Source organism: Hallerella porci (assembly GCF_003148885.1).
GTDB classification, from domain to species: Bacteria; Fibrobacterota; Fibrobacteria; order Fibrobacterales; family Fibrobacteraceae; genus Hallerella; species Hallerella porci.
This window is the reverse complement of record NZ_QGHD01000005.1, coordinates 51,450-65,874: the sequence shown is the minus strand read 5'-3', so window position 1 is coordinate 65,874 and position 14,425 is coordinate 51,450. Positions and strand designations below refer to the sequence as shown.

The window sequence follows — 14,425 nt, the reverse complement described above, 5'->3', positions numbered from 1 at the left end:
TTGCCCGAAAAAACTTGTAAATTTAAGAGGAATGGCATTCCTTTCGGAACATGTTGAAAAATTTTTGAAGTACATCTCGCTAGAGCGGCGATTTTCTCCGCGTACCGTCAAAACTTATCAAGAATCCCTCGAAAAATTTCAACATTTTCTTCCCGAAAACGCAGAGCTTTCAGCCTTCACCACCGAAGCGATTCGACGCTTTATTTGGGAAATGCGCCAAGACGAAAATCTCAAAATTTCGAGCATCGATTTGCACATCGCTTGCTTAAAAAGTTTTGGAAAATATCTTGTCCGAAGCCACGCCTTAGAAAATAATCCCGCCGAAATTATTCCGATGCCAAAGCAGCCGAAGCGACTTGTATCTTTCCTTTCGCAAAAAGATCTCGCCGACGAAAAATTTTTGCAAATTGAAAATCCAACGCTTCCGATGTTACGCGCCCGCGTCCTTTTGGAACTCATTTATGGTTCGGGTCTTCGTATTTCGGAATGTCAAAGTTTGACATGGCTCCGTTTAGATTTTCCCAATCGCACCGTAAAAGTTTTCGGCAAAGGTGGCAAAGAACGCATCGTTCCACTCACCCACGAAGCGATTCATTGGTTTCATTTGTATCAAGGAAAATTAAGCGAAGCCGGGAGAAATTCCTCGGGGAAAAATCCCGTTTTCTTAAACGAGCACGGCAACGCTCACGATGTCCGCACACTCCGCCGCGACATTCACGATTTACTGCGCAGCATCGGTTGGGAAGGCAAAGCGAGTCCGCATGTTCTGCGGCATAGTTTTGCAACGCATCTTTTGGAAAATGGCGCCGACTTAATGAGCGTCAAAGAAATGCTCGGGCATTCGAGTCTAGCAACCACTCAAGTCTACACGCACGTTTCCGCAGAACGTCTCCGCGAAAGTTTTAAGAAAGCGCATCCGCGCGGTTAAAAGCAAAACTGTCGCAATTCAATTTTGATTTTCCATGAAAAAAGCTCCGCCGTGGCGGAGCTTTTTTTTGAATTGGTTTATTTAAGCGTGATAGTTCGGCGCTTCTTTTGTAATCGTCACATCGTGCGGATGCGATTCGCGAAGTCCTGCGCCCGTAATGCGAACAAACGTCGATTTCTTATAAAGTTCTTCGAGGTTTGCTGCCCCAGCGTAACCCATCGCCGAATGAATGCCGCCGACCAACTGATAAATCGTATCGCGGAGCGGTCCCTTGTACGGAACGCGGCCTTCAATGCCTTCGGGGACGAATTTCTTTTCTTCGGTGACGCTACCTTGGAAGTAACGGTCCGCAGAACCAGCCTTCATCGCGCCGAGAGAACCCATGCCGCGGTAGCTCTTGTAGCTACGACCATCCGCGAGAATCACTTCGCCCGGGCTTTCTTCAGTTCCAGCAAAAAGGCTTCCGAGCATCACCGCGTTTCCGCCAGCCGCGAGCGCCTTCACGATATCGCCCGAATACTTAATACCACCATCAGCGATAATTTTTACGCCCACTTTGCGAGCCGCTTTACCGCATTCGACAACCGCCGAAAATTGCGGATAACCGACGCCCGCGATAATGCGAGTCGTGCAAATTGAACCCGGACCAATTCCCACTTTCACCACATTCGCGCCGCACTTAGCAAGTTCCATCACCGCTTCCGGCGTGCAAACGTTACCCGCGCAAATCGTGAGCTTCGGATATTTCTTGCGGACGGTCTTCACCATATTCCGCACACCGATATGATGACCGTGAGCAGTATCGATAACAACCATATCCACGCCGGCTTCGACCAACGCATGAATGCGTTCGAGAGTATTTGCCGAAGTGCTCACCGCAGCCGCGACCAAAAGCTGACCGTTTTTGTCTAAGCTTGCGTTCGGATTGCTTTCGCGTTTCAAAATATCCGTCATCGTCACAAGGCCTTTCAAAGCGCCATTTGCATCGACGAGCGGTAATTTTTCAATGCGATTTTCGTTCAAAATTTCTTTTGCCTTTGCGAGGCTAATTTTCGGAGAAGCCGTAATCGGATTCTTCGTCATCACATCCTTAATCTTCGCATTGCGGTCCGAAATCATCCGCAAATCGCGACTCGTTAACATCCCGACGAGTTTTCCCTTCGAAAGAATCGGAAATCCGCTCACCTTCGTTTCAAAGCGAGTCTTATACGCATCGCTTAACGGCTGATCCGCATCCAAAGTCACGGGATTTAAAACGATTCCCGACTGCCAACGCTTCACCTTGCGCACTTCTTCGGCTTGCGCTTCGATCGACATATTCTTGTGAATCACGCCGAGACCGCCTTGAAGAGCAATCGAAATGGCGAGAGGCGCCGTCGTCACAGTGTCCATCGCGGCACTGATAATAGGAATATTCAATTTGATATTCGGTGCAAGTTGAGTCTTGATTTCCGTCTGAGCGGGCAAGACCGAGGATTCCCCTGGGACGAGCAAAACATCGTCAAAAGTCAGGGCTTCGGGAAGTAGTTTCATAAGTACCTCTTTTTGCGCAAATAAAATAGAAAAATTTTTGTGCGGGCGTTCCGGCGCAACGCGCCGGCGCTCCTTAGCGGTATAATTTTTGGCGCAACAAGCGCCAAAAATTTCCGTTCAGCTTTTGCGCCACTTCGTGCCGCAAAATCCGAACCCTTCGGGCGTCAGTCGCTAACGCAAATAAAAATGAATTTTCCTTTTGAACTGACTATGCAGAGTTGCACGAAGTCTCAAAACCCTTTTGAACTGTCCGTGCAGAGTTGCATGAATACCTCAAAACCCTTTTGAACTGTCCGTGCAGAGTTACATGAAGAATTCAAAAGTAATTTGAATACTTCCCGCAGCGTTGCACGGCTACGCCATTTCTTACATTCTTTTTCCGTTAATTCTAAAGCTTTTCCCTTTCATTTTCACTTCGGCATTTCCATTTTTGCGCACTAACCAAACCGAAGATTTTTTTGCTTGCGCATTCTTTGAAATTTCTAAAATCGAAGAGGGCTTTTCAATTTCCGACGTATCTTTTTTCGTCGTATCGCTGGGGATAATTTTTCCAACCGATTTGAAAGACGAAACTTCGAACAAATCTACAGCACTTTTTTCGACGCTTAGACTAAACGAAATTTCATCGGTCGATGCACCCGTTTGAATTGCGCCATAATGATACACGTCGCCATTTTCCGCAGAAATAATTCCTGCAAAATGAATCGTATCTTTCAAACGTTCAATCGATAAATCGACATTTGCATTGCGCATAATTTCCGAGAAATTATCCCAGTCCCAATCGCTTGAAAATTTCACATTTCCTAAAGCATCGAGAGCGTAAACATCCGCGCGCAAAATCATCGTTTTGCCATTTACATTTTCACGGATCAAGAAATTATCCCAGTTGCTTGCGCCTTCGCCATTTCCGTAATTCGCGAATTTTAAATTCATTTTAAAGTTCCCCGCCGGCGCCTTAAATTCTTGCGAAACCTTTGCGTTAAATGCCGAAGTATAATTTCCCGCATCGTCGATTTCGCCGACTAAAATGCGCTCTAAATTTTCGCCGATAGAAACTTTTGAAATTTTAAGTTCTGCGTTATCCGCGCCTAAATAAATTTCGTAATCGCTGTCGGGTGTATTCGTCGCAGACGCTGCATAAACCAAAGAATCCTTTGCGTAAACAAAAACGTTTATCGTCGATTCGCTTCGAACCGCTTTGATTTTCACTTTTGCATTTTTGAAAATCGCTTTGAATTTTTCCCAATCATTATTCCACGATTTATAATAGCCGACACTTGACCCGCTAAAAGATTCCACGCTATATGCATCGGCGCGCAGATACCATAAACCTGAACTCGTTTTAAAAGCTAAAATCCAATGATTCCAATTTTCATTTCCGAGCGAATTATTTTCAAATTCAAATTCGGCTGCAAAATTTTTTACACCATTGACTTTTTCAAATTTTTCATAATCATTCCAAGCGATGTCTTTTCCGCCAATCGTTTTAACGCTATCGCCCACAAAATTTTTCACTTCTAAATTTTTCGTTTCGGGAACTTTATAACCCCACAAAGCGCGCTCGCCTTTTGCGTTCATCGCAGTAAATGTCGTCGTTTTTTTCGAGACATCGTTCATCAGCTGCACCGCTAAAACGCCGGTGAAATTTTCGCCAGTCGTTTTAAAATCAATGAAATTTTTTCCTTTTTGAAAATCATAATTCCACGTGCCCGAATAATTTCCCGATAAAGTGCCGTCTGCATTTAAGTACAAATCCTTTTCCAAATTCACCGGGCGCGAACCATCTTTTTGCGCAAACGGTTCGTGCAAAATCATTTTATAATGCCCCGCGATTTCTTCTAAATTGACCGCCGTTTTTGAAACGCCATAACCTAAGCGATGCTCAAATGGCAACGCCTCAACCCAATCATTTTTATCCATCACCAATTCATGCACTTCGACATTATGCCACGCTGTATTGTTCGTCATTTTACGATGATACACCACAAAATTTCTGCCGTCGTCATCGGTTAAAAGAGAATTGTGACCATCGGCAATTTCGCCGTGATTTTCATCCCAAAAACTCCAACGATAACTTTGAATAATCGGAAATCCGTATGTGGTATTCAAACCATAATTGTAAATGTATTTTGAAAAAATCGCCGGGTCGCCCGTAACATCGGTATAAGGGCCTGTCACTTTATCGGATCGAAAAACGCGCATGGTGTAGCCGCCATCAGGAGAATAAAATCCGTAGCTCACAAACATAAAGTAATAGCCTTTGCCTTCTTGATTTTTCATGTATTTAATGTAAGAGCCTTCGCCGCTTACATAATAACCGCCGCCCACATGAATTCCCATGTAAGGGTCGGATTGCAAAGCGGTTCCACTCCAAACGGCTTCGCCATTTTTTCCATAAGTTTGCGTGTAATCGCGAAGGCCCGTTTTTTTGTCAAGCTTTAACATAAAAAGTCCGCCCGACCATGAACCATACAAAAGCCACAAATTGCCGTCTTCATCGTAAAAGACATTCGGGTCGATGCAGCTTACGCCATATTCGCCAATCCACGAACCGTTTTTCATATAGCGGCTTGCAATCGTCGAAGTGCCCATGACTTTTTTATAATCTTCATTTCCTGTGCCCGAAGATTTTTCGTCCATACCGCCGTAGACAACTGTGCCCGCGTATTCGTAAGGGCCTTCAATTTTATCCGATGTTAAAAGCCCAATTGATGACAACCAATCATCGCCATTTTCCGAATAATAAAGGCACCACTTTTTCAAATTTTTATTGTAAATAATATCGGGCGCCCAATAATTTCCAAGCACATCATCTGAAGTATTATGTTTTGACCACTTGGCAGCCACACTTAAAATTTGAGCGTAATCGGTAGAAAGTTTTCCGTTTACAGTAAAGGTCGGTTTAAATTCAGTCCAGTCGATTAAATCTTTTGAATACGCAGCTCCCATTTGCGTTCCAAAAATGTAATAGAACTTCGTACGCGAATTTTTTGCATCTTGTTCTGGATAAGAATTTCCCGCAGCATCTTTATAAACTAAAACGACCGACGGATCGTGCACTGCAACCGAAGTTGCATACACAGAAACCGCGCAAAAACTAAAAATTGTCAAAGCGAAAAACGCTTGTTTTAAAACAGAATCCATCACCAAATCCTTTAAAAAAAATTCCCATTTTAAAAGTAATTTTATTTTGAAATTTTTCCGATTTTTCTTCGCCCGCCGAAAATTTTTCGTTGTCCAAAGACAACTTGAATTTTACTTTTCAAAATTTTCTAATTTTGCGATATGAAAAAAATTGCGATTATCGGTGCTGGAATTACTGGACTTTCGACTGCGTTTTATGCAAAAAAAGCCGGCCATGCGGTAACTGTTTTTGATAAAAATGCGGAAGTTGGCGGAGTGATGCAATCTCACTCTCAAAATGGTTTTATTTATGAATCCGGCCCGAGCACAGGCGTTGCAAGCCTTCCCGAAGTCGTAGAACTTTTTGAAGATTTGGGAATTCGTTCGAAAATGGAAGAAGCGCCGAGTCTTTCAGGAAATCGTTTCATTTTAAAAAGCGGAAAATTGCACCCGATTCCGTCGGATCCCATCAGCGGACTTTTGACGCCGCTATTTTCGTGGAAAGATAAATTCGGAATGCCTTTCGAACCTTTCCGTCCGCGCGGAACGGATCCGAACGAAACGTTAACATCTTTTGTCAAGCGCCGACTCGGAGAATCCTTTTTGAATTATGCGGTTGATCCTTTTGTTTCCGGCGTTTATGCGGGAACTCCCGACGATATGATTCCGCGATTTGCGCTCCCGAAACTTTATAATTTGGAACGCGATTACGGCAGTTTCATCCGCGGTTCCATTGCAAAAATGCGACAGCCAAAAACCGCCCGCGATAAAAAAGCTTCGAAAAAAACTTTCTCGGCAAAGGGCGGCTTAAGCACTCTCACCGAAAGTTTGAAAAACTCAATCGGCACCGAAAATTTTGTGATGAATTCAAGCCCAATTGTCACCCCGCAAGAGGGAAAATTTTCCGTTCAAGTCGGTGAAAAAAATTACGGCATTTTTGACCGCGTGATTTTTACAGCGGGAGCGAGTCACGTTTTCGAAGTCTTCCCCTTTGCAAAGGAAAATTTCGCCGATGCAAGTGCAGTTCTCTACGCAAAAGTCGCTGTCGCTGCAGTCGGTTTTAAACATTGGGAAGGTCTTCCACTCAACGGTTTTGGTGCCCTAATGCCGTCCAAAGAAAAGCGAAATATTCTCGGCATTCTTTACATGTCTTCGTTATTTCAGAACCGCGCCCCGCAGAACGGCGCATTGCTCGCGGTTTTCGTCGGTGGTTTGCGTCACCCCGAATTCGTTTCGATGTCCGATGCGGAACTCAAAAATTTAATCGGCAAAGAAGTCGCTGAAATTTTACACTTGAAGCAATTCAATCCCGATTTATTTGAAATTACTCGCCACGAAGAAGCGATTCCGCAATACGATTTGAAAACGCCTCTTCGCGAAAAAGCGTATCGAGGAATTGAAGAAGCTTTCCCCGGCATTTTGATGGGCGGAAACGGCATCGACGGCATCGGAATGGCAAAACGCATTGCACAAGGACGCGCCCTCGCCGAAAAAATTTGACTTTTGCAAAAAATTCCGACTATTTTGCAAAAATTTCAATTCTTTTACACTCTTATTGCGTCGCAATTTTCTATATTAAGAGCGTTCACACCTGCCCAGGTGGTGGAATGGTAGACACTGGGGACTTAAAATCCCTTGGCCGCAAGGTCGTGCGGGTTCAAGTCCCGCCTTGGGCATTATAACCAAAAGAACTTATGATCGAATACTATCCGGATTCAATCTACTACCCTCGCGAGACGGTCGTAGCAAAATACCAGAAAGGCGAGCTTGCTAAAATTGAAGAGCGCTTAATGGAATTTGCCCGTCGTCATCGGAATCGGATTTGGATTATTTCCAAAGAAGATAGTTCCGAGCCGAGCAATGAAATTCTTTTGGACAATCTTCGCGCTTACCTTTTGGTTCGCGGTTCTCTTCAACCCGCTGCAGAAATGGCGGATTTGATTAAAGAAATCAACAAAGAAGTTTGGTACCGCAACGAAGAACAAAAAGGCAAGGAAAATCCGCAAGAAGTAGCGATTAATTGGGAAGAGCAATACGCTAAAAAATGGCGTCAAGCTCGAATGTTCGAAGCATTTGTGCTCATCGACATTTGCAAAGACAAGTTAATTCAAATTCTTCGTTCCGAAAAGTAAATATTGCGCAGTTCATCTGCGCCTTTTTTTGTCCATTTTTTGGGGGATTTTGCGTTTACGAAATGGATTTAATCAAAAGCTGAATACTTTTTCTACCGGCGAAAACATTCCAAACCGGTTCAAATGCGATAGAAATTTTTTTGTGTTTCGCTTCGATAATTTTTTTTGCATTTGCCATGCCAAAGGCAATCGCTGCAAATTGAGGACTTCCGCTTTGCGAAAGTTTAAGCTGTAAATGCCCGCCGCGCAATTCCCGTAATTTTTCGACCTGAACATTTTCGGTAAAGAGAATCGGATACGGATTTTTCCCGCCAAACGGTTCTAAGTTTTGTAACGCATTCATCAAGTCGGGAGTAATTTCGTTGAGCGCCGCCGGAATCCGTTCGGAATTTTCTTCAACAGGTTCGCCGAAAGCTGCCGCATTTTGATCTTCGGCCCAACGCTGCAAACGTTCGCGAAGAACGGGAATGTCTTCTTCTTTGAGGCTGAATCCGGCTGCGTTGGCGTGACCGCCCCACCGCAAAAATAAATCGCGGACTTCGAACAAAGCCTTGTGCCAATTAAATCCGGGAATTGCGCGCGCCGACGCTTGAGCAATGCCATTTTCAACGGTTAAAACTGCAGACGGGCGGTTAAATGTTTGCGCCACTTTTGCAGCGACAATTCCGATGACGCCGGGATGCCACGATTTTCCATCGACGACTAAAACATGCGGCAATTTTTCGCCGTAACGATCATTCACCCAATCAATTGCCGCTTTAGAAATATCGGCTTCCGTTTTTTTGCGCAAGTCATTATACTTCGAAAGATTGTCGAGCAAAGCGGACGCTTTTGCGGCATCATCGCAGAGGAGTAATTCCAAAGCGACGTCGGGCTTGTCCATACGACCGGGCGCATTCATTAACGGCGCAATGCGGAAGAGCACATCTTGCCCGCCGACATAAGGCGCATTTTCTAATTGACGGCGGCAAAGTTCACGCACTCCGGGCCACGCACTGGTTAAAAGTCGCGAAAGTCCGCTGCGGGTCAAGTAACGATTTTCCGGAGTCATTTCGACGAGATCGGCTAAGGTACCGAGCGCCACCAAATCCAAATATTTGTCCGCAGAACCTTTGCCTTCTTTTTGGAAAAGCGTATCGATGAATTTATACGAAACGCCGACGCCGCAAAGCGATTTATTCGGGTAAAGGCAATCGTCTTGACACGGATCTAAAAGCACATCGCTCGGCGGAAGTCCATCGCCCGAAGGTTCGTGGTGATCGATAATCATGACACGCATGCCTTTGGATTTCGCATATTCAATTTCGGCGTTCGCGGTAATTCCCGTATCGACCGTCAAAAGATAGCGGACATTTTCTGCGAGCATTTGATCGACGACATCGGTAGAAAGCCCATAGCCCGAGCCCATTCCAAAGCGACACGGCAAATGCCACGACGCGTCAATTCCGATTTCCGAAAGTCCGCGCTTTAATAAGGCTGTTCCGGTGAGACCGTCCATATCGTAATCACCAAAGATGCAAAGTTTTTCGCCCGAATTTTTTGCCTGAAGAATCCAATCTAATGCAGCGTCCATGCCGCACATCGGTTGCTTGGAATCGAGCGGATTTAAAACATCTTCGCGGGTACTGTGCACGCGAGCGTAAGCCTTGGAAACCGATTCACATCCGCGGGCAACTAAAATGCGAGCAATCAAATGCGGAATGCTTAATTTATGCGCAATCGAATTGGCGAGAAGTTCTGCGTTCATCGCTTATACCCCTCAAAAAGTCCAATCGAAAGAGTTTGGAGCGCAACGATAGCAGAATTTTTTCGCCCTGCAATATTTGAAGCTGCAGTCGTAATTTCGAGCAACGCTTTTTCTAAAGCTTCGGCGCCAAAACGTCCTAAATTCAAACTTTCAACATTCGCCCGTTCATCGGGAAGACGACAAGATTCACCCGCCAAAATACGCAGCGCATCGCCCACTAAAAATTCCAAAAAGTCGAGCATCATTACCGCAGTATCGGCTGCGCCTGCGCCCCGCGGAAAGAATTTTTCCAATTCAAAAAATAAATCCGAATAATTGCCTTCGACGCTATCTTTCAAAAAATCAAACGCGAGAGTTTCATTCTCTGCGATATTTTCGTTGTAATAAAGCGCCATTCCCGGAGAGCCGAGCGCCATGCCGAGCGCATCGGGAGAAAGTTCTTCGTCCGAATAGGAGCGGGCAATTTTTTGCACTTCGTCCGACGAAAGCGGTGGCAAACGCAGAGAAAGGCAACGGCTGCGAATCGTCTGTAGCAAGCGCCCCGCCGCCGAGGAAGTGAGAATGAAATATGTGTTCGGCGGGACTTCTTCGAGAGTTTTTAAAAGCGCATTCGCTGCGGATTCATTCATCCGATCTGCTTCGGCGATGATGACTACGCGAACGCCATCACTTGTCCGCGAAAATTGCGAAGTCATGCTGCGAATTTGATCAACGGAAATTTGCGCGACATTCGAAACGAACGAAACGGAATACGGATTTTCAAAAATTTTCTTGATATATTCCGCTTTGATTTCTTCGACGGTTTTTGCGGTGGAATTTTCTTTGACCGATGCCGCAGATTTCGCATTGGCTTCTGCCGTTTCAAGCGGAATAACCCAACCTTGCACATTTCCCGGATCCGAAGCCAATTTGCAGCCGAAACATTTTCCACAAGGTGCAATTTCGGAATCGGAACAAGAAAGAGTTTTGGCAAGTTCCATCGCCAACGCTTTTTTCCCGATGCCGCGTTCCCCTTCGATGAGGACCGCCTGCGGGAAGCGATTTTCGGCAAGCGCATTTTCTAAGAGCTGGCGTGCGCCCTTTTGCGATTCTGGACCTTGCAAACAAAACTTCGTCATTTTTTCTTTAACCATTTCAAAGGATCGACCGTATCGGTTCCTTCGCTAACTTGGAAATACAATTTAATTCCATTTAGCGATGCGATATCGCCGACCGTTCCAATATCTTCGCAATTTTTGACTTTATCGCCTTCTTTTACCCGAATTGCGCTCATGTGACCATAAACGGAGTAAACGCCGCCTTCGTGTTCGATAATCGTAGAAGGCCCACGGCCGTCAATTTCGGCGACCATCACGACCGTTCCCGCGGCCGCTGCTTTGACTTTTTGTCCTTTTTTGCCGCGGATTTCGACGCCGAGATTACGTGTCATAATGTGCAGCACCGGATGTTCGTGCATTCCATATTCCGCGATGATATTTCCGTTCAGCGGCATGCATTTGGGACCGACAGGCTTGACCGGAACTCGCGGAATTTTTTCTGCTTTTTTCGAAGACTTTTTCTGCTTTTGTTTTTTCTTTGCCTGCGCAATTTCTTGTTCACGCTTTTTTTCTAAGCGGCGAATAATCGAAAGCATTGTCCGCTGATTTTGTTCGATTTCTTGAATCGCTTTTTTCTGCAGACTTTTACTTTTTTGCACCGAAGCGAGAACTTCGCCTTGCGTTTGAATTTGATTTTTTAAGCCCGCTTCTTCCGCTGATTTTTTGGATTGTAAAGAATGCAATTCCGAAAGTCGCGCGGACGCTTCGCGTTTTTTGAGAGCGCGTTCCCGCAAAAGCCAAGAAAGCCTTTCCACTTTTTCGCGGTCTTCTGTGAGGAGTCGATTCACATAATAAATCTGGCGTTCGGGAGAACCTTCGCCGCGGAGAATTGCGAGAATTTCGCTGAGCGGACCTGCTTCGCCATGAATATAAAGTTCGCGAATTCGTTTCTGCATCGCTTCATTTCGCCGCGCAATTTCTTTGTCCAAAGAATCTAATGCTCTGCCGATTTCTGTGAGCGATGTTTTTACCGTCGATTCATTTTTCGCGAGCAGTTGCACATATTCTCGGGTGCGACTTAAATTTTCATCGAGAAGCGCAATCGTATTCAAAACGCCTTTTTCTTCGGATTCCAAAAGTTTGACTTTTTTGCGTTGCTTCGCTAAATTTTCTTCCAAATTTTTCAGTTCAGCGCGCTGCTTTGCCAACTGCGAACTCGTCGATTTTTTTGCAGCAAAAGCCGGCGACGCGACCAAAAGAAAGACGAAAAATCCGATGAGCCAAAAGCGAAATTTCATGCGATTTCATTACCTTTCGACGGCATCGCGATTTAAGAAAGTTCGCACGCTGCGGAAACTCGAATACACCGAAACCAAAGTCACCGCCACGACGACGAGCAAAAGCAAATAGTCAAAGCCCGATAAATAATAACTGAGCACGGGAATTTGACGGCTGAGAGATTTTTCGGCAAAGAGAAGCAAAAATGCAGCTGCGCCGCTCGCCGAAATTCCTTGCATAATTCCTTCGAGCAAAAACGGAAACTCGATGAAGAAAGAAGAACCGCCGGCGTAGCGAATATTTTCGACCAACAATTTTCGTGAAAATAAAGAAAGCCTCACCGCATTTCCGATGATTAAGAAAAGCGTGACAAAGATGAGAATCGTCGTTGCAACGGGCCAAAAGATAAGCGGAAATTTCCATTCTGCAATGCGATCGACAAAATCCGTCGGCGCTTCGACCGCATCAAAAGCTTCATTCGTTTGAAGTTGCAAAACCAATTCGTGTAAAATCGAAGGTTCGCGGTAACGCGGAGAAATCGTGAGCACAAAAGAAGCGGGCAACGGATTTCCGTTTACAAGCGAAAGCATTTCGTGCGAAAATCTTTTTTGAAAATCCGCCATCGCTGAATCGGGACTTTTATAAACGACAGATTCGAATTGTTTAATTTGCCACAATTCCGTTTCTAAACTTTTTATAGAATCCGCGGGGACCGAATTTTTCAAAAAGACTTCAATTTGATACAAGCGATTTTCGACATGCGAAAGCCGATACGCTCCGAGCAAAAATGCGCCCGAAAGTCCAAGCAAAACCGCGCAAAGAAAAATCGTCACCAGCGACGGAAATACAACTGTCCGATGTTCTTTCCACCCGCGAAAAGCTTCGGAAATTAAATAACGAATCAAACTAAACACGAATGGAATATAGTTTTTTTACGCTGAAAAGAATTTTTGCGTTCGGCGCACGCGTTGCAAAAACTATTTTTGTTTTATGCAAGAAATTCCTCTTTGGTATGCGGCGATTTTATTCGCCATTTTAGGCGCCTGCACAGGCAGCTTTTACAACGTCATCGTCTATCGAATGCCGCGAGGAATTTCGTTAATTTCTCCGCCGTCTTTTTGTCCGCATTGCAAAAAGCATATTCCGATTTGGTTCAATTTGCCGGTCATCGGGTGGTTGATTTTACGCGGAAAAAGTGCGTGCTGTCATCAGCCGATTAGTATTCGTTATCCGATCGGCGAAGCGCTCTGCGGACTTCTCGGAGCGTTTGCGCTTTTACTTGCGAATTTTCCTTTTCAAGATGCTTCGCTTTTTTCGTTTACTGCACCGGTTGCGCATTGGGCAGATTCCTTCGCGCTCTTCTGGCTTTTGCTTGCGATTTATCCGATTTCCGCTGTCGATTTTGAATTTAAACTCATCCCCGATTCGATGAGCATCGGCGGCATCGTCATCGGCATTTTACTTTCTTTTTTCCCAGGCGGAATTACTCCGTTACAAAGTTTTCTCGGCGCAATTTTTGCGGGCGGCGGACTTTACCTCATCGGATTTATCGCTGGGAAAATTTTAAAGCGCGATGCGATGGGACTTGGAGACGTTAAATTAGTCGCAGGATTTGGAGCGCTCATGGGAATTGGAAACGCTTTCTTCGCCCTCGTTCTCGCTTCTCTTCTCGGCATTCTCGTAATGGTGCCGTATCGTCTCATCAAAAAAGAAAACAGCCAAGAAATTCCTTTCGGGCCGTTTTTAGCAATTGCCGCTCCGATTGTTTACCGTTTCGGCGATCTTTTTTTGAATTTTTATTTCGGTTTATTCGGACTAGAATAATGATTGTAGCCAGCGGAATCGTTTAACTTTTCCGCTTCTTGCACGGCGAAAATGGCGCCCGCCAGTTGAGAGTTCATCGCTTCGAAACGTTCGGAATCTGGGAGTGCACGAATCCGCAAAAATTCTTGAATTTCCCGAGTAATTGCGTCCGATTCCATCGGCTGCGTTTCATTCAAATTGCAAGTGAGCACAAAGTCCACATCGTCCACTTGGAATGTCGCTTTAATTTCCCGCTTTGATTCTTCGGCTTCCCGCGATTCGTCAAAATAAATTTCCGTTTTTTCCGAATCCCAAGACGGCACCGCTTGTTTCATCGTGTAAAGCAAATCAAAATCGTGAACGCCCAAATCCCAAATCACCGAAACATCTTGACCGCGCGGAGTCGGTTTATTCCAACGGGTAAATTCAATTTTCCGCGGCGCAATTTTTGCCGCCGTTTCTTGGAATTTTTTCAAAAAATTTTGGAAGGCAAGACTGTATCTTTCACAATGTCCTGCAAACAATAACGCATGAGATTGTTTCGCAATCTTCAGCAAATCGTTCACTTCTGTCATCGAAAGGGCGATCGGTTTTTCGACGAAAACATCGAAGCCGTAAGCGAGAGCCAAGAACGCATAACTGCGATGCGACTGCGCCGGAGAAGCGACGAAAATCACTTCATTTTCTTCGGGGAAAAATTCAAGAATGCGACGATAACAATCTTCTTCCCCATCATAAGTTGTACAAGAAATGCCGAGGGCTTCTAAATGTTGCTGATGAAGATGCCCCATGTGACCATTGCCGAGAATGTATGCTTGAATTGATTTTTCCATGCATTGAAATT

At 45.1% G+C, this 14,425-nt stretch carries 11 protein-coding genes and 1 tRNA gene; 5 read left to right on the top strand and 7 right to left on the bottom strand.

Going from position 1 to position 14,425, the window contains the following annotated elements; genetic code table 11:
* Window positions 1-31 precede the first annotated feature (31 nt).
* Window positions 32-928: a tyrosine-type recombinase/integrase gene (locus tag B0H50_RS04070; protein ID WP_106198006.1), complete on the top strand. Its 897-nt coding sequence runs from the start codon at window positions 32-34 to the stop codon at window positions 926-928.
* A gap of 81 nt (window positions 929-1,009) precedes the next feature.
* Here the strand turns inward: B0H50_RS04070 and guaB are convergent, their stop codons facing one another.
* On the bottom strand, window positions 1,010-2,461 hold the full coding sequence (gene guaB / locus B0H50_RS04065; protein WP_106198007.1) for an IMP dehydrogenase: 1,452 nt from the start codon (window positions 2,459-2,461) through the stop codon (window positions 1,010-1,012).
* A gap of 366 nt (window positions 2,462-2,827) precedes the next feature.
* Entirely contained in the window at window positions 2,828-5,605 is a 2,778-nt protein-coding gene (locus B0H50_RS04060) for a glycoside hydrolase family 43 protein (protein WP_109587285.1), read from the bottom strand.
* A 141-nt stretch (window positions 5,606-5,746) separates the two neighbouring features.
* Here B0H50_RS04060 and hemG point away from each other — a divergent pair, with 141 nt between their 5' ends.
* The 3 genes from hemG to B0H50_RS04045 all read left to right on the top strand — a co-directional run bounded on the left by hemG (window position 5,747) and on the right by B0H50_RS04045 (window position 7,716).
* Window positions 5,747-7,084: a protoporphyrinogen oxidase gene (gene hemG, locus B0H50_RS04055; protein WP_106198010.1), complete on the top strand. Its 1,338-nt coding sequence runs from the start codon at window positions 5,747-5,749 to the stop codon at window positions 7,082-7,084.
* Window positions 7,085-7,177: 93 nt separating this feature from the next.
* A tRNA-Leu gene (locus B0H50_RS04050) sits at window positions 7,178-7,260 on the top strand.
* Between the two features lie 114 nt (window positions 7,261-7,374).
* Complete coding sequence (locus tag B0H50_RS04045; RefSeq protein WP_233244498.1) at window positions 7,375-7,716, top strand: hypothetical protein; 342 nt, start codon at window positions 7,375-7,377, stop codon at window positions 7,714-7,716.
* Between the two features lie 55 nt (window positions 7,717-7,771).
* Here the strand turns inward: B0H50_RS04045 and recJ are convergent, their stop codons facing one another.
* The 4 genes from recJ to B0H50_RS04025 are packed head-to-tail and all read right to left on the bottom strand — an operon-like array spanning window position 7,772 to window position 12,692.
* Complete coding sequence (gene recJ, locus B0H50_RS04040; protein WP_109587284.1) at window positions 7,772-9,463, bottom strand: single-stranded-DNA-specific exonuclease RecJ; 1,692 nt, start codon at window positions 9,461-9,463, stop codon at window positions 7,772-7,774.
* Complete coding sequence (locus tag B0H50_RS04035; protein ID WP_106198065.1) at window positions 9,460-10,581, bottom strand: DNA polymerase III subunit delta'; 1,122 nt, start codon at window positions 10,579-10,581, stop codon at window positions 9,460-9,462. The genes recJ and B0H50_RS04035 overlap by 4 nt, the downstream gene beginning before the upstream one ends.
* Window positions 10,578-11,798 carry a murein hydrolase activator EnvC family protein gene (locus B0H50_RS04030; RefSeq protein ID WP_106198013.1) on the bottom strand — a complete coding sequence of 407 codons (1,221 nt, stop codon included), beginning with the start codon at window positions 11,796-11,798 and terminating at the stop codon, window positions 10,578-10,580. The genes B0H50_RS04035 and B0H50_RS04030 overlap by 4 nt, the downstream gene beginning before the upstream one ends.
* 9 nt (window positions 11,799-11,807) lie before the next feature.
* Window positions 11,808-12,692, bottom strand: a complete 885-nt coding sequence (locus tag B0H50_RS04025) for a cell division protein FtsX (RefSeq protein WP_109587283.1) — start codon at window positions 12,690-12,692, stop codon at window positions 11,808-11,810.
* A gap of 76 nt (window positions 12,693-12,768) precedes the next feature.
* Here B0H50_RS04025 and B0H50_RS04020 point away from each other — a divergent pair, with 76 nt between their 5' ends.
* A complete protein-coding gene (locus B0H50_RS04020) occupies window positions 12,769-13,602 on the top strand; it encodes a prepilin peptidase (protein ID WP_106198015.1) in 834 nt (277 codons plus the stop codon).
* Here B0H50_RS04020 and B0H50_RS04015 read toward each other — a convergent pair.
* Entirely contained in the window at window positions 13,575-14,414 is an 840-nt protein-coding gene (locus B0H50_RS04015; protein WP_106198016.1) for a Gfo/Idh/MocA family protein, read from the bottom strand. The two genes, B0H50_RS04020 and B0H50_RS04015, sit on opposite strands and share 28 nt — an antisense overlap.
* Between the last annotated feature and the right edge of the window lie 11 nt (window positions 14,415-14,425).

What these genes read in the sequence shown, in the direction of transcription:
- B0H50_RS04035 (WP_106198065.1), bottom strand. Translation starts at nt 10,581, where the DNA reads ATGACGAAGTTTTGTTTGCAAGGTCCAGAATCGCAAAAGGGCGCACGC.
- B0H50_RS04030 (WP_106198013.1), bottom strand. Translation starts at nt 11,798, where the DNA reads ATGAAATTTCGCTTTTGGCTCATCGGATTTTTCGTCTTTCTTTTGGTC.
- B0H50_RS04020 (WP_106198015.1), top strand. Translation starts at nt 12,769, where the DNA reads ATGCAAGAAATTCCTCTTTGGTATGCGGCGATTTTATTCGCCATTTTA.
- B0H50_RS04070 (WP_106198006.1), top strand. Translation starts at nt 32, where the DNA reads ATGGCATTCCTTTCGGAACATGTTGAAAAATTTTTGAAGTACATCTCG.
- guaB (WP_106198007.1), bottom strand. Translation starts at nt 2,461, where the DNA reads ATGAAACTACTTCCCGAAGCCCTGACTTTTGACGATGTTTTGCTCGTC.
- B0H50_RS04015 (WP_106198016.1), bottom strand. Translation starts at nt 14,414, where the DNA reads ATGGAAAAATCAATTCAAGCATACATTCTCGGCAATGGTCACATGGGG.
- B0H50_RS04045 (WP_233244498.1), top strand. Translation starts at nt 7,375, where the DNA reads ATGGAATTTGCCCGTCGTCATCGGAATCGGATTTGGATTATTTCCAAA.
- recJ (WP_109587284.1), bottom strand. Translation starts at nt 9,463, where the DNA reads ATGAACGCAGAACTTCTCGCCAATTCGATTGCGCATAAATTAAGCATT.
- hemG (WP_106198010.1), top strand. Translation starts at nt 5,747, where the DNA reads ATGAAAAAAATTGCGATTATCGGTGCTGGAATTACTGGACTTTCGACT.
- B0H50_RS04060 (WP_109587285.1), bottom strand. Translation starts at nt 5,605, where the DNA reads ATGGATTCTGTTTTAAAACAAGCGTTTTTCGCTTTGACAATTTTTAGT.